This is a genomic window from Chryseobacterium cucumeris, from assembly GCF_001593385.1.
GTDB lineage: Bacteria > Bacteroidota > Bacteroidia > Flavobacteriales > Weeksellaceae > Chryseobacterium > Chryseobacterium cucumeris.
On the sequence record NZ_LUVZ01000044.1, the window covers coordinates 306,623 to 324,263 of the forward strand.

Sequence of the window (17,641 nt, forward strand, 5' to 3'; positions counted from 1 at the left end):
TTAATGAGAATATTTAACTTTTAAAAAGGAATTCTTTCCAAAGTCATTTTTAAGGATAAAGCAAATACTCCGGAAGAAACAAAGAGTATCCAGTCTTTTTTATTCACTTTAAAAAGATTGAGTGAAATGAACAGGATGATTAAAATCGCAGCAACAATTACAATCTGGCCAAGCTCCAAACCAATATTAAACCCAAGGAGAGGTAACGCAATACTTTGGCTTTTAGCAATCATTACTCTTGCTGTGTTGGCGAATCCCATCCCATGAACCAGGCCGAAGATCAGTGCAAGATAATAATTAGCCCGCATCAAAGTCTGTTTCTGATTTTTCATGATAATATTATCCATGGAAGTAAGAACAATCGTTAAAGGAATTAAAAACTCCACCCAGTCAGAAGGAACTCTGAAAACATCCAGAATGCTTAAAGCTAAGGTAATAGAATGCCCGATTGTAAATGCGGTAACAAGAATCAGGATTTTTTTCCAGTCACTGTAAGAGTACACAGCTATCAAAGCTAAAACAAAAAGCTGGTGATCCAGTGCATCCAGAGAAATAATATGTTCCCATCCAAGGTTTAAATAAAAAACGAAATCCTGCATTTTGATTAAAAAATTTTATATTTTGAATATATTGGTAAAATATTGTTAATTTTATTATTTGATTTAATTTTTACACTTAATCTTTATTGATATTATGTGTTATTTATGTTTTAAATAAAAATTGTATAATTGTATTGCTTAAAAATGAAATATGGATATCAAAAAATTATTTTTTACAAATGTAAACATTTCACGTGGAGGAGCGAAGCTTCTTAGAAATGCTACAGCAGCCTTTTTGGGATTTTATTCCTACGCTTTTTACGGGCAGGTACAGAAACTGGATTCCCGGTTTGATCTTTTATTGAAAAATAAAGAAAGTATTGCTAACGGAAGAGCAGTAAAAGAACTGGAACGTCCTGATATGAAACTTGATCAGCACCTGGTGGTGACTTCAAAAGGAGCACAGACTATGTATTCATGTATAGTTTATACTAAAGAGCCTGAAAAATTAAAAGCAGACGGATTTCTTATACAAAGCCAATTTCCTGCTTTTTCCACAGCTTTGGTTACCATTGAAGATATTGAAAGACTGACTCAGCTTCCGTATGTAACCTCTGTAATGGGACCCGAGTTTGATGCACTTCATAATGATGTGAGCCGAGCTCAGTCCGGAGCAAGTCTTTTGCAGGATGGTGTTTTCAATAACACAGCTTATAATGGAACAGGAGTGTTGGTAGGAATTTATGACAGTGGAATAGACTGGAAACATCCGGATTTCAGAAAATCTGATGATCAGACCAAGAGCAGAATTGTTTCCATTTGGGATCAGACTTTAACTGCCCAGGCGGGAGAAACTGCCCCGGCAGGGTTTGCTACTGGCGTAGAATATACGAAAGCACATATCGAAGATGAACTGGATGGGACACCCACGGGGTTTGTTCGTGAAAATGATACCAACGGCCATGGAACCCATGTTTCAGGTACAGCAGCTGGAAATGGTTCTGCTTTTACCGATAAAAGACATAAAGGATTTTCATCGGATGCAGATATTGTTTTTGTGAAAGGAGGAAACGGATCTTTTCCTACAACAAATACCATTAATGCTTTAACCTATTTTAAAAATGTGGCAACGGCACTTAATAAACCTATTGTTGTCAATATGAGTATTGGTGGCCAGAGTAGTGCTCATGATGGAACTTCAAGCCATGAAGTAGCGGTTAATAGCTTTACCACTTCAGGAGCGGGAAGAGTTGTTGTGATTTCAGCAGGTAATGATTACGGAGCTAATCTTCACAGAAAAGTTGATATTGCAGCCGGTGCGGCACAGACATATAACTTTACCGTAGCAAGCAACACTTCCGCAGCTTCAGTATTCTCATTTATTATGTATGCCAATGACAATACTCCCGTTACTGCAAAATTAACCACTCCGGACGGGCAGCAGTATACGCAGAATATCAGTACAAACACCGCTCATACTATATTAGGAGGAGGTCTTACCGCAACCATGTACAACTATTGGAGTAACGACAACAATAAAAGATATGTACAGTTGGTAGTTACCAGAACTTCAGGGACCACTAATGTTCAGGGGAATTATTCATTGGAAATTACCAACAATGGAACTCAGCAGATCACAGCCCACGGCTGGTTGTATAGTCAGGGAGTGCAAACCACCTTACAAAACGGAGATAATGAATATATTGTAGGAAGCCCGGGAAATGCTTCTAATGCTATTACGGTAGCATCATATATGGGAAGACCAAGTTGGTATAGTACGGGAGCTTATTCTACCACAACCCCACAGGAATCTATCTCTTCATTCAGTTCACAGGGACCAAGAGTGGATGGGGTTCAAAAGCCGGATATCGCAGGTTCAGGCCAGAATGTTATTTCATCAAGATCCAGCAATTCTGCTCCCGCAGCAACAGACATTATTTCAGGCACCAATTATTACGTGAAAAACCAGGGGACAAGTATGTCTTCACCGGGAGTAGCTGGAGCAGTAGGGTTATTACTGCAGGCTAATCCTTCATTGACGGCAGCACAGGTGAAAGCCCGTCTTACAGCTAATGCAAGAATGGATGGTGCCACCGGTGTCGTTCCGAATATGAGATGGGGATATGGTAAATTGGATATCTATAAAGCTGTTACTGATGAAATAGGATGTGTGAAATCCAATTTTGAAACAGTAAGTTACGATGAGCCATACATTGTAGCCAATACAGAATTTAATTATTATTTTGATAATATGGCTCTTGCGGTAAGATATACGCCTACATTAACAGGGAAACTGGGAGGGTTCTCATTTGTATCAGGGTCTTCAATTCCTTCAGATATCCCGGTGGATATTCAGATCAGAAAGGTAGATGCTAACGGAAATCCCGGAGATATTATTGCTACTAAAACCATTACTTCATGGCTTAATAATATTCAGAGATATACCTGGAATTACATCAATCTTTCAGATTTGAATGTACAGATGGTAACCGGAAAAGAATTTTATATTGTTGTTAATGGATTAGGAGGAAGAATTGCCATGAAAGCAGAGAATGCTGTACTGAATAGCAGATCTAAAACTTCTACTGACGGTACTACATGGACTTCAAGAACATTTGATCTTAAAATGAGAGCGGTAATCTATGAAAATGTTGCTGAAGTAAAGAATTTAGCAACTTCTAACCAGACGAAAACCAGTACGGTGGCGAATGGCTATAACTACTTTACAAATTCCTGCCAGCTTATCTCAAGGCTAGAAAAAGAAACAGCCAGTACAGTAACAGGAAATGTAACCTCAAAAGTATGGGTAGATAATGCACAGCCAAATTATGTTGCAAGAAGATATGAAATCAATTCAGATGCAAATACTACGACGGCTACCGGAAAAGTAACTTTATATTTCAAGCAGAGTGATTTTGATGCTTATAATCTGACTAATGGAGTGAAATTACCTACTTCACCCACTGATGTTGCTAACAAAGCCAATCTTCTTATTGAAAAATATAGCGGAACAAGTACTACAGGAACCGTAGCTTCTTTTGGAGGAACCGCCACAGTTATTACTCCTGATATAGCAGATATTATCTGGAATGATACCTACCAATACTGGGAAGTGAGTTTTCAGACGACTGGTTTTGGCGGATATTTTGTTAAAACAGGAACAACATTAGGGACAGCGGATGTTAAAATAAATTCAGAAGTGAACATCACTCCGAATCCTGCAAAAGATTTTGTAAACGTGTCGTTAGGCAGATATTCTAAAGGTGCAGTAAGTGTTTATGATGTTTCTGGGAAACTGATTAAAACCGTTAATGTAGATAAGAACTCCGGTAGAATTGATGTTTCTGAATTTGTAAGAGGAACATACCTGTTTACCATTACATTGGAGGATAACACAAAAATCACAAAAAAAGTAATGAAGCAATAAATCTTCATCTATGATATTCAATGAAAAGCAGCAGTTTTTATAATTGCTGCTTTTTTTATATTTGCTGTAAAATAAGATTCATGTCAGGTAAGTTTTTTTGGAGTTTTCTTTTATTATTAACAATGACTTTTCAAAGTTTTACGGAGCGTGGGACTTTTCACCCCTATCACGTAGGATCTGTTGAAATTAATTATAATTCAAAATCCAGAACCTTTGAAGTAACCGGAAGATTCTTTCTTGATGACATGGAAAATGGCCTGGGGAAGAAATATGGAGGTGCTTTTCATTTTAATGACGAAAAATATAAGGCGAAACTGAATGATGCCCTGCAGAAATATTGTTCAGAATATTTCAGGCTAAAGGCTGATAATAAATTTTTAAAAGTAAATTATATCGGTTATGAAGAAGATCAGGAATCTGTAGATATCTTTCTTGAGTCAGAACCTGTAGCTACTCCTAAAAAAGTAGAAACTGCCGTAAGTTTTCTGTATAATCTTTTTGATGATCAGATCAATATTGTTCATATTATTGTAAACGGACAAAGAAACAGTGAAAAACTTACCTATCCTAACCGCTATCTGTATAAACAGTTCTGAGAATATTAATTTTCCAGCTGAAGCAACGTATTAATTCCTTTTGCGTGGGCCAGCAGATCAGGAAAAAAATCATCGTAACACTGCTGAAGATGATCTTTGTTCTTTAAAAAAGCTTCAAAAACGGGAATATCCTTATCGAGGTACTTTGCTTTATTCAAAACATTCTGAATGCTGAATTTAATTCCCCAGTCTTCACGGTAATTATAAAGCCAGTCATCATGCTCCATTTTTACAAGCATCTTTTTGAAATTTTCAGGAAGCCATTGTTCATAGGCATTTAAAACACGATAAACTTTAAGGGAATGCGCTTTCCATTCCGGAAGAGAATTCAGAGAAAGATCCTTGGCTACAAAATGATCCATCGAGACATCTACAAACGCACCTGCATACAGCCTTACCAATGGAGCGAATACCTTTTTGGCTTCATGAATGGCAGGATGAGAATCAGTGTAAGTATCAATAGCTCTGTGCAGGGTAATTCCGTCCTGAATTTCCTTCGGGAAAGAAAAACGATCTCTGTTGCGGATGAAATCTTCGAGAAATTGCCCCACGATCTGCCCGTCAGTAAAAGAAAGAAAAGAATGAGCCAGATAATTCATAATTTAAAGGTATGAATTAAATGTGGATAGTGAAAGGTGAAAAGTGAATTCGCTTCGCTTGTGAATTTTTTATCGTGATATTAATTGACCATTGACTTGCGAAGCAAAATTGACCATTCACTCTAGAACAGTCTCTCATGAAAATCCTCAATTTTACTCACTTCTTCAATCTTGATTCCAAATTTTCTTTTCGGGATTTTATTAAGATTGGATACAAATATTTTCTCATACCCCAATTTCTCAGCCTCAGTAATTCTCTGCTCAATCTGTGCTACCGGACGAATTTCGCCACTTAATCCGATTTCTCCGGCAAAACAGTAATGTTCAGAAATAGCAATATCTTCATTGGAAGAAAGAACAGAAGCAATGACTGCCAGATCCAGTGCCGGATCATCTGTTTTTATTCCTCCGGTAATATTCAGGAAAACGTCTTTTGCTCCCAATTGAAAACCAGCTCTTTTTTCCAGTACGGCCAAAAGCATATTCAGCCTTTTGGAATCAAAACCGGTGCTGCTTCTTTGAGGAGTACCATAAACGGCAGTACTTACCAATGCCTGTATTTCAAGAAGCATCGGCCTGTTTCCTTCCAGAGTTACCGCAACAGAGTTTCCTGAAAGTTCCTCAAACTTCTTGGTAATCAGTATTTCCGAAGGGTTTTTAATTTCTTTTAATCCCTGGGAAATCATTTCATAAATTCCAATTTCGGAGGTAGAACCAAAACGGTTTTTATTAGCTCTCAATAATCTGAACAGATGATTTCGGTCTCCATCAAAATTCAGAACAACATCTACCATGTGCTCCAGTACTTTTGGTCCGGCAATTTGGCCGTCTTTGGTAATATGTCCTACAAGAAAGACAGGCGTATTGTTTTCTTTGGCATATTTGATGATCTCATTGGAGCATTCCCGGATTTGGGATACGGTTCCCGGGGAACTTTCTATCAATTGAGACTGCAGCGTTTGAATGGAATCAATGATCATGAAATCCGGCTCCAGTTTTTTGGCCTCATGAAGGATTTTTTCCAATGATGTTTCTGTGAAAAGGAAACAGTTCGGATTTTGAATATCCGTAAGTCTGTCTGCTCTCATTTTGATCTGAGAAGCACTTTCTTCACCAGAAACATAGAAAACTTTTTTCTTCATTTTCAAAGCAAGCTGAAGCAGAAGGGTAGATTTTCCGATGCCCGGTTCGCCACCAATCAAAGTTACAGACCCCAAAACGATGCCGCCTCCTAAAACACGGTTCAGTTCTTCAGAAGGGGTTTTTATCCTAGGTTCTTCGCTGGTTTCTACTTCAACAATATTGATAACATGTTGTTTCGTTTTTGAAAAAGGAGGAGTTTTATGAGAAGGTTTCTCTACAACCTCTTCTACTAAAGTGTTCCATTCTCCACAGTTTTTACATTGTCCCAGCCATTGAGGATACTGGGTTCCGCAGTTTTGACAGAAATATGCTGTTTTCAGTTTTGCCATACTGCGAAGTTATAAAAAAGCATTTTTTTTTCAGAATGTAAATGAGTTTAATATAAAAAAACTAATACGTCTGCGATAGAAATATCTTTCATATCTTAGCCTGATTCAATTAAAATATTAATGTAAAATATCATTACAATGAAAAAAGTATTTTTATCTTTCGTGTTTGTGCTGTTAAGTGTTGTAGCTTTTGCACAGGGAACCTGGCAGGTAGACCAGATGCATTCATCGGTTAACTTTAATATCAAGCATATGGGGATTAGTTTTGTACAGGGAAGGTTTGATAAATTTGACGGAAAAGCAGCCACTGGTGGTGCTAATCTGGATAATGCTGATTTAAACTTTTCTATCAGTGTTCCTAGTATTAATACCGGAGTGGATATGAGGGACAGACATCTTATCAGCGAAGAGTTTTTCGATGTTGCCAAATACCCTACGATTGAATTTAAGAGCTCTTCCGTTACAAAAGATAAAAACAATAACTATATCGTTAAAGGGAAACTAACCATGAAGGGAGTAGAGAAAGAAATCACTGCTCCGGTTACATTGGGTGGGATTACAAAAAATAAAGATGGAAAAGAGGTCATGGGAATTCAGACAAAATTTACAGTAAACCGTCTGGATTATGGAATCAAATATGACCCATCAGGAGCAGGTATCGCGAAAGATGTTGAGGTAACTGCTTATTTTGAGCTTGTAAAGCAATAATATTTCAACGTATAAAATATAAAAGGTTTTCCATGTGAGTGGAAAACCTTTTTTGCTGATAGATGAAAATCCTTTTGGTTATGGCTTTGTTTCATTTGTTTATATCAATCTTAATAAAAAATTTTATCTGGTTTTATAGTTGTTTGAGGGATGTTTTATCATTTTCAAAATGTAAAAGATTGCTTTGTATTTCTTTTTCCCCTAACTTTGCACAAACCTAATCTAATGAGTAAAAAGAATACAAAGTACATCTTTGTGACAGGAGGTGTAACTTCATCTTTGGGAAAGGGAATCGTTTCTGCTTCTCTGGGACTTCTACTAAAATCACGCGGCTTTAATGTAACGATCCAAAAATTAGATCCTTATATCAATATCGACCCAGGAACTTTGAATCCTTATGAGCACGGAGAGTGTTATGTGACTGAAGATGGTGCAGAGACGGATCTGGATTTAGGCCACTACGAGCGTTACCTTGATGCTCCTACATCCCAAAACAACAACGTTACTACAGGAAAAATTTACCAGACTGTAATTGAAAAAGAAAGAAAAGGAGATTTCCTAGGAAAAACAGTTCAGGTAATTCCTCATATTACTAACGAAATCAAACGTAGAATTAAAATCCTTTCAAAACAGAACTACGATATCATTATTACTGAGATCGGAGGAACTGTAGGGGATATCGAATCTTTGCCATACATTGAAACTGTTCGTCAGTTGAAGTGGGAATTGGGAGAGAGCAATTCTATGGTGATTCACCTTACTTTACTGCCTTATCTGGCTTCAAGTGGAGAATTGAAAACAAAACCATCCCAGCACTCCGTTCGTCAGTTGATGGAAAGCGGAATTATGGCTGATGTTTTGGTTTGTAGAACAGAACATAAGATTCCTAAAGATCAGAGAGCAAAATTAGCTCAGTTCTGTAACGTTCCTTTAGATAACGTTATCGAATGTAAAGATCTTGAAACGATTTATGAAGTTCCAATGTATCTTCAGAAGCAGAATTTCGATGATGTAGTTTTGAAAGAACTGGATCTGAAAAGCGATAAAGATGCTGATCTTAAAGACTGGAAGAATTTCCTTAAAAAATTCCAGAACCCTAAGAAAACTGTTGAAATTGCATTGGTTGGAAAATATGTTTCCCTTCAGGATTCTTATATCTCTATTGCTGAAGCATTCAAACATGCAGGTGCTGACCTTGAAACTGAAGTAAAAGTAAGATGGGTATACAGTGGAGATATTACGGAAGAAAATATCAAAGATACACTGAAAGGTGTGAATGGTATCCTTGTAGCTCCAGGTTTTGGAGACAGAGGAATTGAAGGAAAAGTTCTTACTGCAAAATATGCAAGAGAAAATAAAATTCCAATGTTGGGAATCTGTTTAGGAATGCAGATTATGACGATTGAATTTGCAAGAAATGTTTTAGGACATACCAAAGCAAACTCTATGGAATTTGATACCGCTACTCCTGATCCTGTAATTTCTTTGATGGAAGAACAGAAAAATGTAGTAGATAAAGGAGGAACAATGCGTCTTGGAGCATGGAAGTGCTCATTGAAAAACGGTTCTAAATTATACGATATCTACGGAAACAAAAATATCTCTGAAAGACACCGTCACCGTTATGAATTCAATAGTGATTATCTTCAGGAATTTGAAAAGAATGGTTTCCTTGCTACAGGTACCAACCCTGAAACAGGTTTGGTAGAAGCGCTGGAACTACCTGATCATCCATTCTATGTGGGAGTTCAGTATCACCCGGAATATAAGAGTACGGTAGCAACACCGCATCCGCTATTCAGAGCTTTCATCAAAGCTTGCGAAAAGAAATAAGGTAAAATTTTATCATAAACGTCTACCCATAAACTCAGGCTGATTATTCTCAGCTTGAGTTTATTATATAGTAACAACGTAAAGCATAGAGTTTTGATAAAAAAACAGTATTTTTGTCAGCTCAAATTATGTACACCCGTACGTACATTTTAAATTTAAAATTTTAATATAAAATAAAATGCAACAAAACAACGGAATCGATAAGAAGCAAATGATTAGTTTCGCGGTTTTATGCCTTGTTCTCTTCGGTTTTATGTTCTATTTCCAGAACAAACAAACGAAAGAAGCGGAGTTGAAAGCTCAGGAGCAGAAAACGGAACAGGCAAAAAATGCCGTAAAGCAAACTCAGGCAAGCAATATCAATCCAAATGTAACTCCTAATGCAATCCAGACAGCAAGTCTTGGAAATAACGAATTAAAACTTGAATTTTCAAGCTTAGGAGGACAGGTTTCCAAAGTAGAACTTTTAAATTATAAAGCCTACAACCACAAAACAGACAATGCAGATCAGCCGCTTTATCTGATCACTAAGAATAACTCAAACTACGGTTTTCAGTTTAAAGATAAAACAGGAAAAATCGTTAATACTAAAGATTTAGTTTTCTCACCAGCTGTTAATGGAAATGCGGTAACCTTAACTGCAGATTACAATGGTGCTGTCATTCAATTCATTTACACGCTATTACCCAAATATACTCTGGATTTTAAAGTAAGAACTCAGGGGCTTTCTAAAATTACTTCTGATAATAAAGCAGATTTTATCTGGGATTATAATGTAAGAAATCTGGAAAAAGGTAGAGCTCAGGAGCAGTCTCACTCAGAATTTTCTTATGCTTTCAATAATTATAAAGATTATGATTATGATGGGAGAACCACAATGGAAGAAGAAAAAGAAACCCTTAACTGGATTGGTGTAAAGCAGCAGTTTTTCTCTTCAGTAATCGAAGCTAAAAACGGATTTACCCAAAGTAAAGGAAACCAGGAAAATGTTGAAGAAGGAGAGTATTTGAAGAAATTCAACTATGAAGGTTTCGTTCAAATGACTGGAAGTGAGCTGAACCAGGATTTCACATGGTATTTTATGCCATTGGATTTGCCATTGCTTAAATCTTACGATAAGAATTTTGATGAAATTCTTCCTTTAGGCTGGTCGTTTATCGGAGCAATGAACCGTTATTTCTTCATGTGGTTATATAGCATTATTGCTGCATGGGGATTATCAGCAGGTTGGGTAATTTTTGTAATGACGATCATTGTGAAACTGATCCTTTCACCAATTATGTATAAGCAGCACAAGCTAAGTGCAATGATGAAGGTGATCCGTCCGGAAATTGACGAAGTGAATGCCAAATTTAAGGATGCAGATCCAATGAAGAAACAGCAGGCCACAATGGAAGTGTACAGAAAAGCCGGAGTGAATCAGATGGCTGGATGTTTACCGGCATTAGTTCAGATTCCTATCTTCTATGCTTTGTTCCGTTTCTTCCCGAACTTTATTGATCTTAGAGGCCAAGGGTTCTGGTTTGCCAAAGATTTGACAGCGTATGATGATTTGATCAAGCTTCCGTTTAAAGTTCCTTTCCTTGGAGACCACTTAAGTATTTTCGCTTTAGCCTGTACAGTTGTTATTTTAATCTATACTGTTATGACATCAGGAAATATGCAACAGCCTCAACAGGAAGGAATGCCAAATATGAAGGTGTTAATGTATATCTTTCCGATTACATTCCTGTTCTTCCTTAATACTTCGGCTTCAGGACTTTCATGGTATTATTTTGTATCGAATGCGATTAACATCCTAATCATCCTTGTTATTAAGTATTTGATCCTGGATGAAAAGAAAATCCATGCCCAGATTCAGTCTAATAAGGAAAAACCGAAAGCAGAAGGCAAATTCCAGAAGAGAATGAGAGAAATGATGGAGAAGGCTCAGGAGCAGCAAAAAGCTCAGGAACAACAAAGAAATAAGAAGAAATAATTCTTAAACTATAAGCTAAAAAAGAGAAGCAATTTTAATAATTGCTTCTCTTTTTTTTATTTGAAATTATTTTTAGAAAGATTTTCAATTTCTATCCGATATCTGCTCATTTAATAATTGAAAATAGATGTTTTTCAATCATATTTAAGTCTGAAAGACTGTCTGTGATATCGGGTCGGTCCATGTTTAATAAGCGCTTCCTGATGTTTTTTTGTGGCATAGCCAAAATTGGTGTCCCAACCATATTCAGGATGTTCTTCATGAAGTTGAATCATCAACTTGTCCCTATAATTTTTGGCAAGAATAGAGGCTGCAGCAATAGATAAAACCTTGGAGTCTCCTTTGATAATGCATTGATGCGGGATGTAGTTATAAGGATGAAATTTATTTCCATCCACCAAAATAAGCTCAGGAGTTATTGTCAGTTGATCCAAAGCACGGTGCATTGCATGAATACTTGCATTAAGAATATTATGTTCGTCAATAAAAGAAGGTGGTAATTCTGCGATAGCATAGTTTTTCACATTATCTTTGATGTAACTATCCAGTTCCATACGCGTTTTGAACGTTAATTTTTTGGAATCATTCACCAGGTTTTGTTTGAAGTCATCATCTAAAATTACCGCTGCAGCTACCACCGGACCACTTAAACATCCTCTTCCTACTTCATCACATCCGGCCTCAATATAAAGATTTGACCAGTTTTTTATTAGCTCCATGAATTGTATCTATACTGCAAAAATATAAAATTTTGAAGGAAGAGGTTTTGGATGTTTTTTATTTTATTCTTACTTCAACAAAAGATAATATTGTGATTATGTAGAATGTACAGAGAAGACTGTAGTCTGCTTTAAATAACCGATATACTATATATAGGATGATTTTTAGAAGTTTAGGTTTAATTATTAGGATGAGGAGAAAAGTGGATTCGAATTGATATTGGCTAAATTGGGTTTAGGTTTATTTTTTCAATTTGGAACTCAATCTTATTTTGAAACAGAAAAATTTATCTAGCTCTGGTAAAGAAACTTTAATACATTTTATCGCTTTTATGCATTTTTTTTGTTTAAAAAATGAAATATTTCTTCACTTGTAGAAATATGCTTTGCATAGTATCGTTTATTGATCTTCTTTCATTTCTAAATCTTAAATCTTTAATTCATTGATATTCAATTTATTTTCATTCATAATTAAATTTGTAATATAGATTATATCAATTTAATCGATTGTTATTATTTCTTAAAAAAAAATAAGTTTTAAATGTTGCGTTTTTGTTAAATCTTTTGTTTTTAACTTATTTTAATAATTTATTGTCTTGTTTTTTTTGAAAATATTGAATAAGTTGTAATTTTTTCACATTTTGCTTTGTGATATTAAGAAAGTTTTACAAATTTGTAAGGTCACAAAAATTAATTTGATATGAAGAAACTAACAGCAAGTCTTCTTGTTCTAGTAATGTCTTCTTCGATAGCTGTCGCTAACGCCCAGCAAAAGAATGACACTATTAAAACAAAAGAAATTGAGGGGGTGGTTGTAACCGCACTCGGGATTAAAAGAGAGAAAAAATCTCTTGGTTATGCTTCTGAAGAAGTTAAAGCTGCGGAATTAACTGGTGGAACTACTAATACCGGAAACGTCGCATCTCTTCTTTCAGGTAAGGTAGCCGGACTACAGGTAAATACTAATAACAACTTTGGCGGATCTGCAAACCTTTTGATCAGAGGATATAAATCTTTGTCAGGAGGTTCTCCACTTATTGTAATTGATGGTTCACCAGTTAACAATAATACGGTAACCGGATCTACATTCGATTATGGTAACTTCCTTTCGGATATCAATCAGGAAGATATTGAATCTGTCAACGTATTGAAAGGTGCTGCTGCATCAGCTTTATATGGTGAAAGAGGAAGTGATGGTGTAATCCTTATTGTAACAAAAAGTGGAAGAGGAAATAATGACGGAAGCTGGGGGGTTACTTTAAACTCAGGAATTACAGCTGGATTCATTGATAAATCTACTTTCCCTACCTATCAAAAAAAGTATGGAGCAGGATACGGTGGCCAGTCATGGAACGAAGATCCGGGACCTGGAGGTTACAATTATGCTAACTTTGTAGATGACGCATCTTACGGACCTGCATTTAATCCCAACCAATTGGTTTACCAATGGGATTCATTTGATCCTTCTTCTCCAAATTATGGAAAAGCTACACCTTGGGTTGCTGCGAAAAACGGCCCTATTAAATTCTTTGAAACACCAGTCACATATATTAATACGATTACCATTGAAAAAGGAAACAAGACTTCGAATCTTTCCTTATCATATTCCAATATGCTTTCTAATGGTTTGATGCCTAACTCTGAACTTAAAAAGAATACAATTTCAGCGAAATTTAATCACGATTTTACGGATAAATTACATGCTTCTGTTTTTACAACTTTAACTCTGCAAGACACAAAAGGACGTAATGAAACAGGATATTCTGATAACGTAGTTACTGGCTTCAGACAGTGGTGGCAGACCAACGTAGATGTATTGGCATTAAGAGATGCTTATGCTAACAATGGAAATAGCAACTTTTCTTGGAACAGATCTACAGCGGCTGATGGAACTCCTCAATATTGGAACAATCCATATTTCCAGAGATATCAGAATTATCAGTCTGATGACAGGACTAGGATATTCAGTTATGCACAGTTAAAATATGATGTTTCCAAAAATTTTGGAATTACCGGTAAATTATCTTATGATGATTTGCAAATGGTTGTAGAAGAGAGATTAATGAATGGATCACTTCCTCAGGCATTTGGTGCATCCGGACTTAATGTAAGTTCGGGATATGCAAGAACCAATGTGAAAAATACTGAGATCAACTTTGATTTATTTGCTAACTACAAGGTTGATATTACTTCAGACCTAAGTGTTAGCGGTATTGCAGGTGGGAATGTTAGAAGAAATCTTGTGGATAACATTTTTATGAGTACAGAAGGTGGTTTATCTAAACCTGGGCTTTTTGCTATATCCAACTCTATAAGAACGATACTTCCGCCAGATGAGAATTATGCAAAATGGGTTACTTCCAGTTTATATGCAACAGCATCATTTGGATATAAAAACTTCTTGTTTGTTGATGGAACTTACCGTGTAGACCAATCGTCTAACTTACCAAAAGGTAATAATAGCTATGGATATCCTTCAGTTACAGGAGCTGTTATTCTATCAGAGTTTGTAAAACAACCATGGTTAAGTTTCTGGAAATTGAGAGCAAACTACGCTGAAGTAGGTTCTTCTACTAACAATTACAGATTGGTAAATACTTTCAAAGCTAGAGGTGAAGGTCTGTTTGATCAACCTTATTTCCTTGCTAATCCAAACTTGAAACCTCAGAGATCTAAGGAAACTGAATTCGGTATGGAAGCACAATTCTTCAAAAACAGATTAGGTTTTGATGTTGCAATTTATAAAACCAGAACATTTGATCAGATTATCAATTTACCAGTCTCTTCTGCAACAGGATATAGAACATTCCTTGTAAATGCAGGACAGATTGATAATAAAGGTATCGAAGTACAGTTAAACGGTACTCCATTTAAAACAAATAATTTTACATGGGATGTAAACGTGAATTGGTCTAAAAATGAGAATAAAGTTATTGCATTAAATGGTGATTCCCAGAATTACTTAATGGCGAGTTATCAAGGTGGGGTTTCTCTTAACGCACGTGTGGGAGAATCTTTTGGAGCTTTGGTAGGATCAGATTATGTATATAATGCAAACGGAGATAAAGTAATTGATCCAGCTACAGGCCGTTATTTAAGAAATAATAATCAGGTTATTGGAAATATTACACCAGATTGGGTAGGTGGTATCAGAAACAGCTTCCGTTATAAAGATTTCTCAGTAAGTTTCCTTATTGATGTGAAAAAAGGAGGAGATGTATTCTCCACTGATATGTATTACGGATTAGCAACTGGTCTTTATGCAGAAACTGCTGACTATAGAGAAGGTGGATTCGTACATCCGGGTGTTAATCCAAATGGTAATGTAAATACAACGCCTACTATTAATCCGGGATCATTTGGTAACGTAGATGGATATAGAAGAATGCCAAATAAAAGATTCGTTTATGATGCATCTTATGTGAAACTTAGAGAAGCAAGTATAGGTTATAACCTTCCTAAATCTGTTTTGGCTAATACAGCTATTCGTGATGCAAAAATTTCAATTGTTGGGAGAAATCTTTGGATTATCCACAAAAACTTACCTTATGCAGATCCGGAAGCGGGTACAGGAAATGGTTTAGCATCTAAAGGTAATTCTATTGGAGTACTGCCTACTACTCGTGACATTGGAATTGATATAACTTTAAAATTCTAGAAAATGAAAAAAATATTTTTAATTATAGGTTTAGCTTCATTATCGTTAACTTTTACATCATGTGAAAGAGACATTACGTCACTGAACGAAGACCCTAAACACCCAACTGAAGTCCCTTCAGGAGTACTTTTTGCCAGTGCTGAACATGCACTTCTTGACCAGCTATTGTCTGCCAATGTAAACCGTAACATTACCAGGTTTTTTACCCAACAGTGGTCAGAAACTACTTATACTGATGAGACGAACTATGATATGGTGACGAGACCAATTCCAAGGAATCATTATAACCGTATGATGGCATCTGCATCAGCTACAATTAATTCTCCGGGAGTATTATCTGCATTAAGAGATGCCAGGAGGTTTCTTGAGAGCGAAGGATTAGATCCCGTTACTAAAAATAACAATATTGCTATGATTGAATTAGTAAATGTTTACGCATGGGCTAATTTGGTTGACACATATGGTGATATCCCTTATTTTGGAGCATTGAAAGCTACCGCTGAAAATCCGGGAAGTGCGGAAATTCCTTATGATGATGCAAAAACAGTGTATCTGGATCTTATCAAAAGAATTGATGCCGCTGTTGCTATGATTAATACTTCTGGTAGTGGATATGACAAGGATTTGATCTACAAAGGAGATATGACTAAATGGAAAAAAATGGGTAATTCTTTGAAGTTTAGAATGGCGGTAACATTGGCAGATAGTGATCCTGCATTGGCTAAAACTTATGCTGAAGCAGCATATAATGCGGGGCTATTTACTGACAAGTTAGATAATTTCGGCCTTCAGACATTTCCTTCAGGATTATTGTCTAATCCAGTGTATCAGGATGTAATTCAATCAGGTAGGAATGACTTTATTCCTTCGGATGTTCTTGTGGACTTTATGAATAATACATCTGATCCAAGAAGAGCTGCATGGTTTACAACTGTTAATGGTAATTATGTTGGTGGGGTATATGGTGATCAGAACATCTTTAGTAGTTATTCTCACTTTACAAATCTTATTTCAGGTGAAAATGCACAAGGCTTTTTATTAGATTTTTCTGAAATTCAGTTTTTAAGAACTGAAGCCGCTGCAAGAGGATTTAGTGTTGGTGATACTGCCGCTAATCTATATCAATCTGCAATTAAAGCATCAATGGCTGAGTATGGTATTACTGAAGCTACTGCAAATACTTTTATAGCTGCCAATCCATATAATGCTGCCAACTGGAAAAAATCTGTTGGTGAGCAAGCTTGGATAGCAATGTTCAATAAAGGGTTCCAAGCATGGAATTTTGCAAGAAGACTGGACTTCCCTGTATTTGTAAATCCTGGGGGATCTGTAGTAGAATCTGTACCAGTAAGAATGAAATATTCTGATCAGGAATATCTTCTTAACGCTAAGAATGTGAATGCTGCAGCTTCAAAGATTGGAGGTGACAAAGTATCCACAAAAATATTTTGGGATAAATTTTAAATTAAATAATAATTCTTCAAACCTAGGAGTAGGTTTGAGGAATATAAAAACATTTATATGAGATTTTTTATAGGAATTGTTCTTTTAATAAGTGTTGCATCATGTTCCAATGATGACGACCGTGCAGTTGAAAATGAAAGTGTAAGTATTAATGGGACTTGGAAACCATATAAATATGAGTTTAGAGGTAAAGATGTCATGTTGAGTGACTGTGAAAAGAAAGGAGTTATATTTATAAATCCTGATTTCTCGGGATCTTATGAAAGATATGATTTGTCTTCTTCTTCCGGAAACTGTAATCTTTTTGATTCTTTTGGAGGAAAATGGGCCTTTGATAAAATGTATCAAACATTAACCCTTACCTATACAGAAGCTGGAGTTTCCAAAACAATGAAAAAAGAAATTGATTCCTATTCCAATACTGAGCTCAGAATTAATGACAATAGTAAAAACCTGGATAATACGCCTGGAAATGACGAAGCTATCCTTGTTTTCAGAAAAGAATAAATATTTCTTATTTATGACTAGTCCTGAAAAAGGTTGACTAGTTTAATATTTCAAATATACTTAAATCAGAGTAGGAATTTTCCTATTCTGATTTTGTTTTTTGTATGTTTTTAATTTTACGTTATTTTTCATATGCACTTG

The 17,641-nt window shown here is 35.9% G+C and carries 12 protein-coding genes; 8 read left to right on the forward strand and 4 right to left on the reverse strand.

Annotation, left to right across the window (positions count from 1 at the left end; genetic code table 11):
* Nucleotides 1-20: 20 nt before the first annotated feature.
* Nucleotides 21-599: a HupE/UreJ family protein gene (locus tag A1704_RS20680; RefSeq protein WP_062675896.1), complete on the reverse strand. Its 579-nt coding sequence runs from the start codon at nt 597-599 to the stop codon at nt 21-23.
* Nucleotides 600-750: 151 nt separating this feature from the next.
* Here A1704_RS20680 and A1704_RS20685 point away from each other — a divergent pair, with 151 nt between their 5' ends.
* Together A1704_RS20685 and A1704_RS20690 are read left to right on the forward strand one after the other, a co-directional pair.
* Entirely contained in the window at nt 751-3,966 is a 3,216-nt protein-coding gene (locus tag A1704_RS20685) for a S8/S53 family peptidase (RefSeq protein ID WP_062675897.1), read from the forward strand.
* Nucleotides 3,967-4,046: 80 nt separating this feature from the next.
* Entirely contained in the window at nt 4,047-4,562 is a 516-nt protein-coding gene (locus tag A1704_RS20690) for a DUF6702 family protein (protein ID WP_062675898.1), read from the forward strand.
* A 5-nt stretch (nt 4,563-4,567) separates the two neighbouring features.
* Here the strand turns inward: A1704_RS20690 and A1704_RS20695 are convergent, their stop codons facing one another.
* Entirely contained in the window at nt 4,568-5,161 is a 594-nt protein-coding gene (locus A1704_RS20695) for an acyl carrier protein phosphodiesterase (protein WP_062675899.1), read from the reverse strand.
* Between the two features lie 122 nt (nt 5,162-5,283).
* Nucleotides 5,284-6,633, reverse strand: coding sequence for a DNA repair protein RadA (gene radA / locus A1704_RS20700; RefSeq protein ID WP_062675900.1), 1,350 nt, complete (start codon nt 6,631-6,633; stop codon nt 5,284-5,286).
* 138 nt (nt 6,634-6,771) lie between these two features.
* Between radA and A1704_RS20705 the strand changes: the two genes are divergently transcribed.
* The 3 genes from A1704_RS20705 to yidC all read left to right on the forward strand — a co-directional run bounded on the left by A1704_RS20705 (nt 6,772) and on the right by yidC (nt 11,152).
* Nucleotides 6,772-7,341 (forward strand): YceI family protein, encoded by a 570-nt coding sequence (locus tag A1704_RS20705; RefSeq protein ID WP_062675901.1) that lies wholly within the window; start codon nt 6,772-6,774, stop codon nt 7,339-7,341.
* Nucleotides 7,342-7,566: 225 nt separating this feature from the next.
* Complete coding sequence (locus tag A1704_RS20710) at nt 7,567-9,174, forward strand: CTP synthase (protein WP_062675902.1); 1,608 nt, start codon at nt 7,567-7,569, stop codon at nt 9,172-9,174.
* Nucleotides 9,175-9,352: 178 nt separating this feature from the next.
* Entirely contained in the window at nt 9,353-11,152 is a 1,800-nt protein-coding gene (gene yidC / locus A1704_RS20715; protein WP_062675903.1) for a membrane protein insertase YidC, read from the forward strand.
* A 134-nt stretch (nt 11,153-11,286) separates the two neighbouring features.
* Here the strand turns inward: yidC and A1704_RS20720 are convergent, their stop codons facing one another.
* Nucleotides 11,287-11,871 (reverse strand): ribonuclease HII, encoded by a 585-nt coding sequence (locus A1704_RS20720; RefSeq protein WP_062675904.1) that lies wholly within the window; start codon nt 11,869-11,871, stop codon nt 11,287-11,289.
* Nucleotides 11,872-12,571: 700 nt separating this feature from the next.
* Between A1704_RS20720 and A1704_RS20725 the strand changes: the two genes are divergently transcribed.
* From A1704_RS20725 to A1704_RS20735, 3 genes are read left to right on the forward strand one after another with little or no spacing between them, the layout of a single operon-like run.
* Entirely contained in the window at nt 12,572-15,529 is a 2,958-nt protein-coding gene (locus A1704_RS20725; RefSeq protein ID WP_062675905.1) for a SusC/RagA family TonB-linked outer membrane protein, read from the forward strand.
* Nucleotides 15,530-15,532: 3 nt separating this feature from the next.
* Nucleotides 15,533-16,993 (forward strand): SusD/RagB family nutrient-binding outer membrane lipoprotein, encoded by a 1,461-nt coding sequence (locus A1704_RS20730; RefSeq protein WP_062675906.1) that lies wholly within the window; start codon nt 15,533-15,535, stop codon nt 16,991-16,993.
* A gap of 57 nt (nt 16,994-17,050) precedes the next feature.
* On the forward strand, nt 17,051-17,500 hold the full coding sequence (locus A1704_RS20735) for a lipocalin-like domain-containing protein (RefSeq protein WP_062675907.1): 450 nt from the start codon (nt 17,051-17,053) through the stop codon (nt 17,498-17,500).
* Nucleotides 17,501-17,641: the final 141 nt, after the last annotated feature.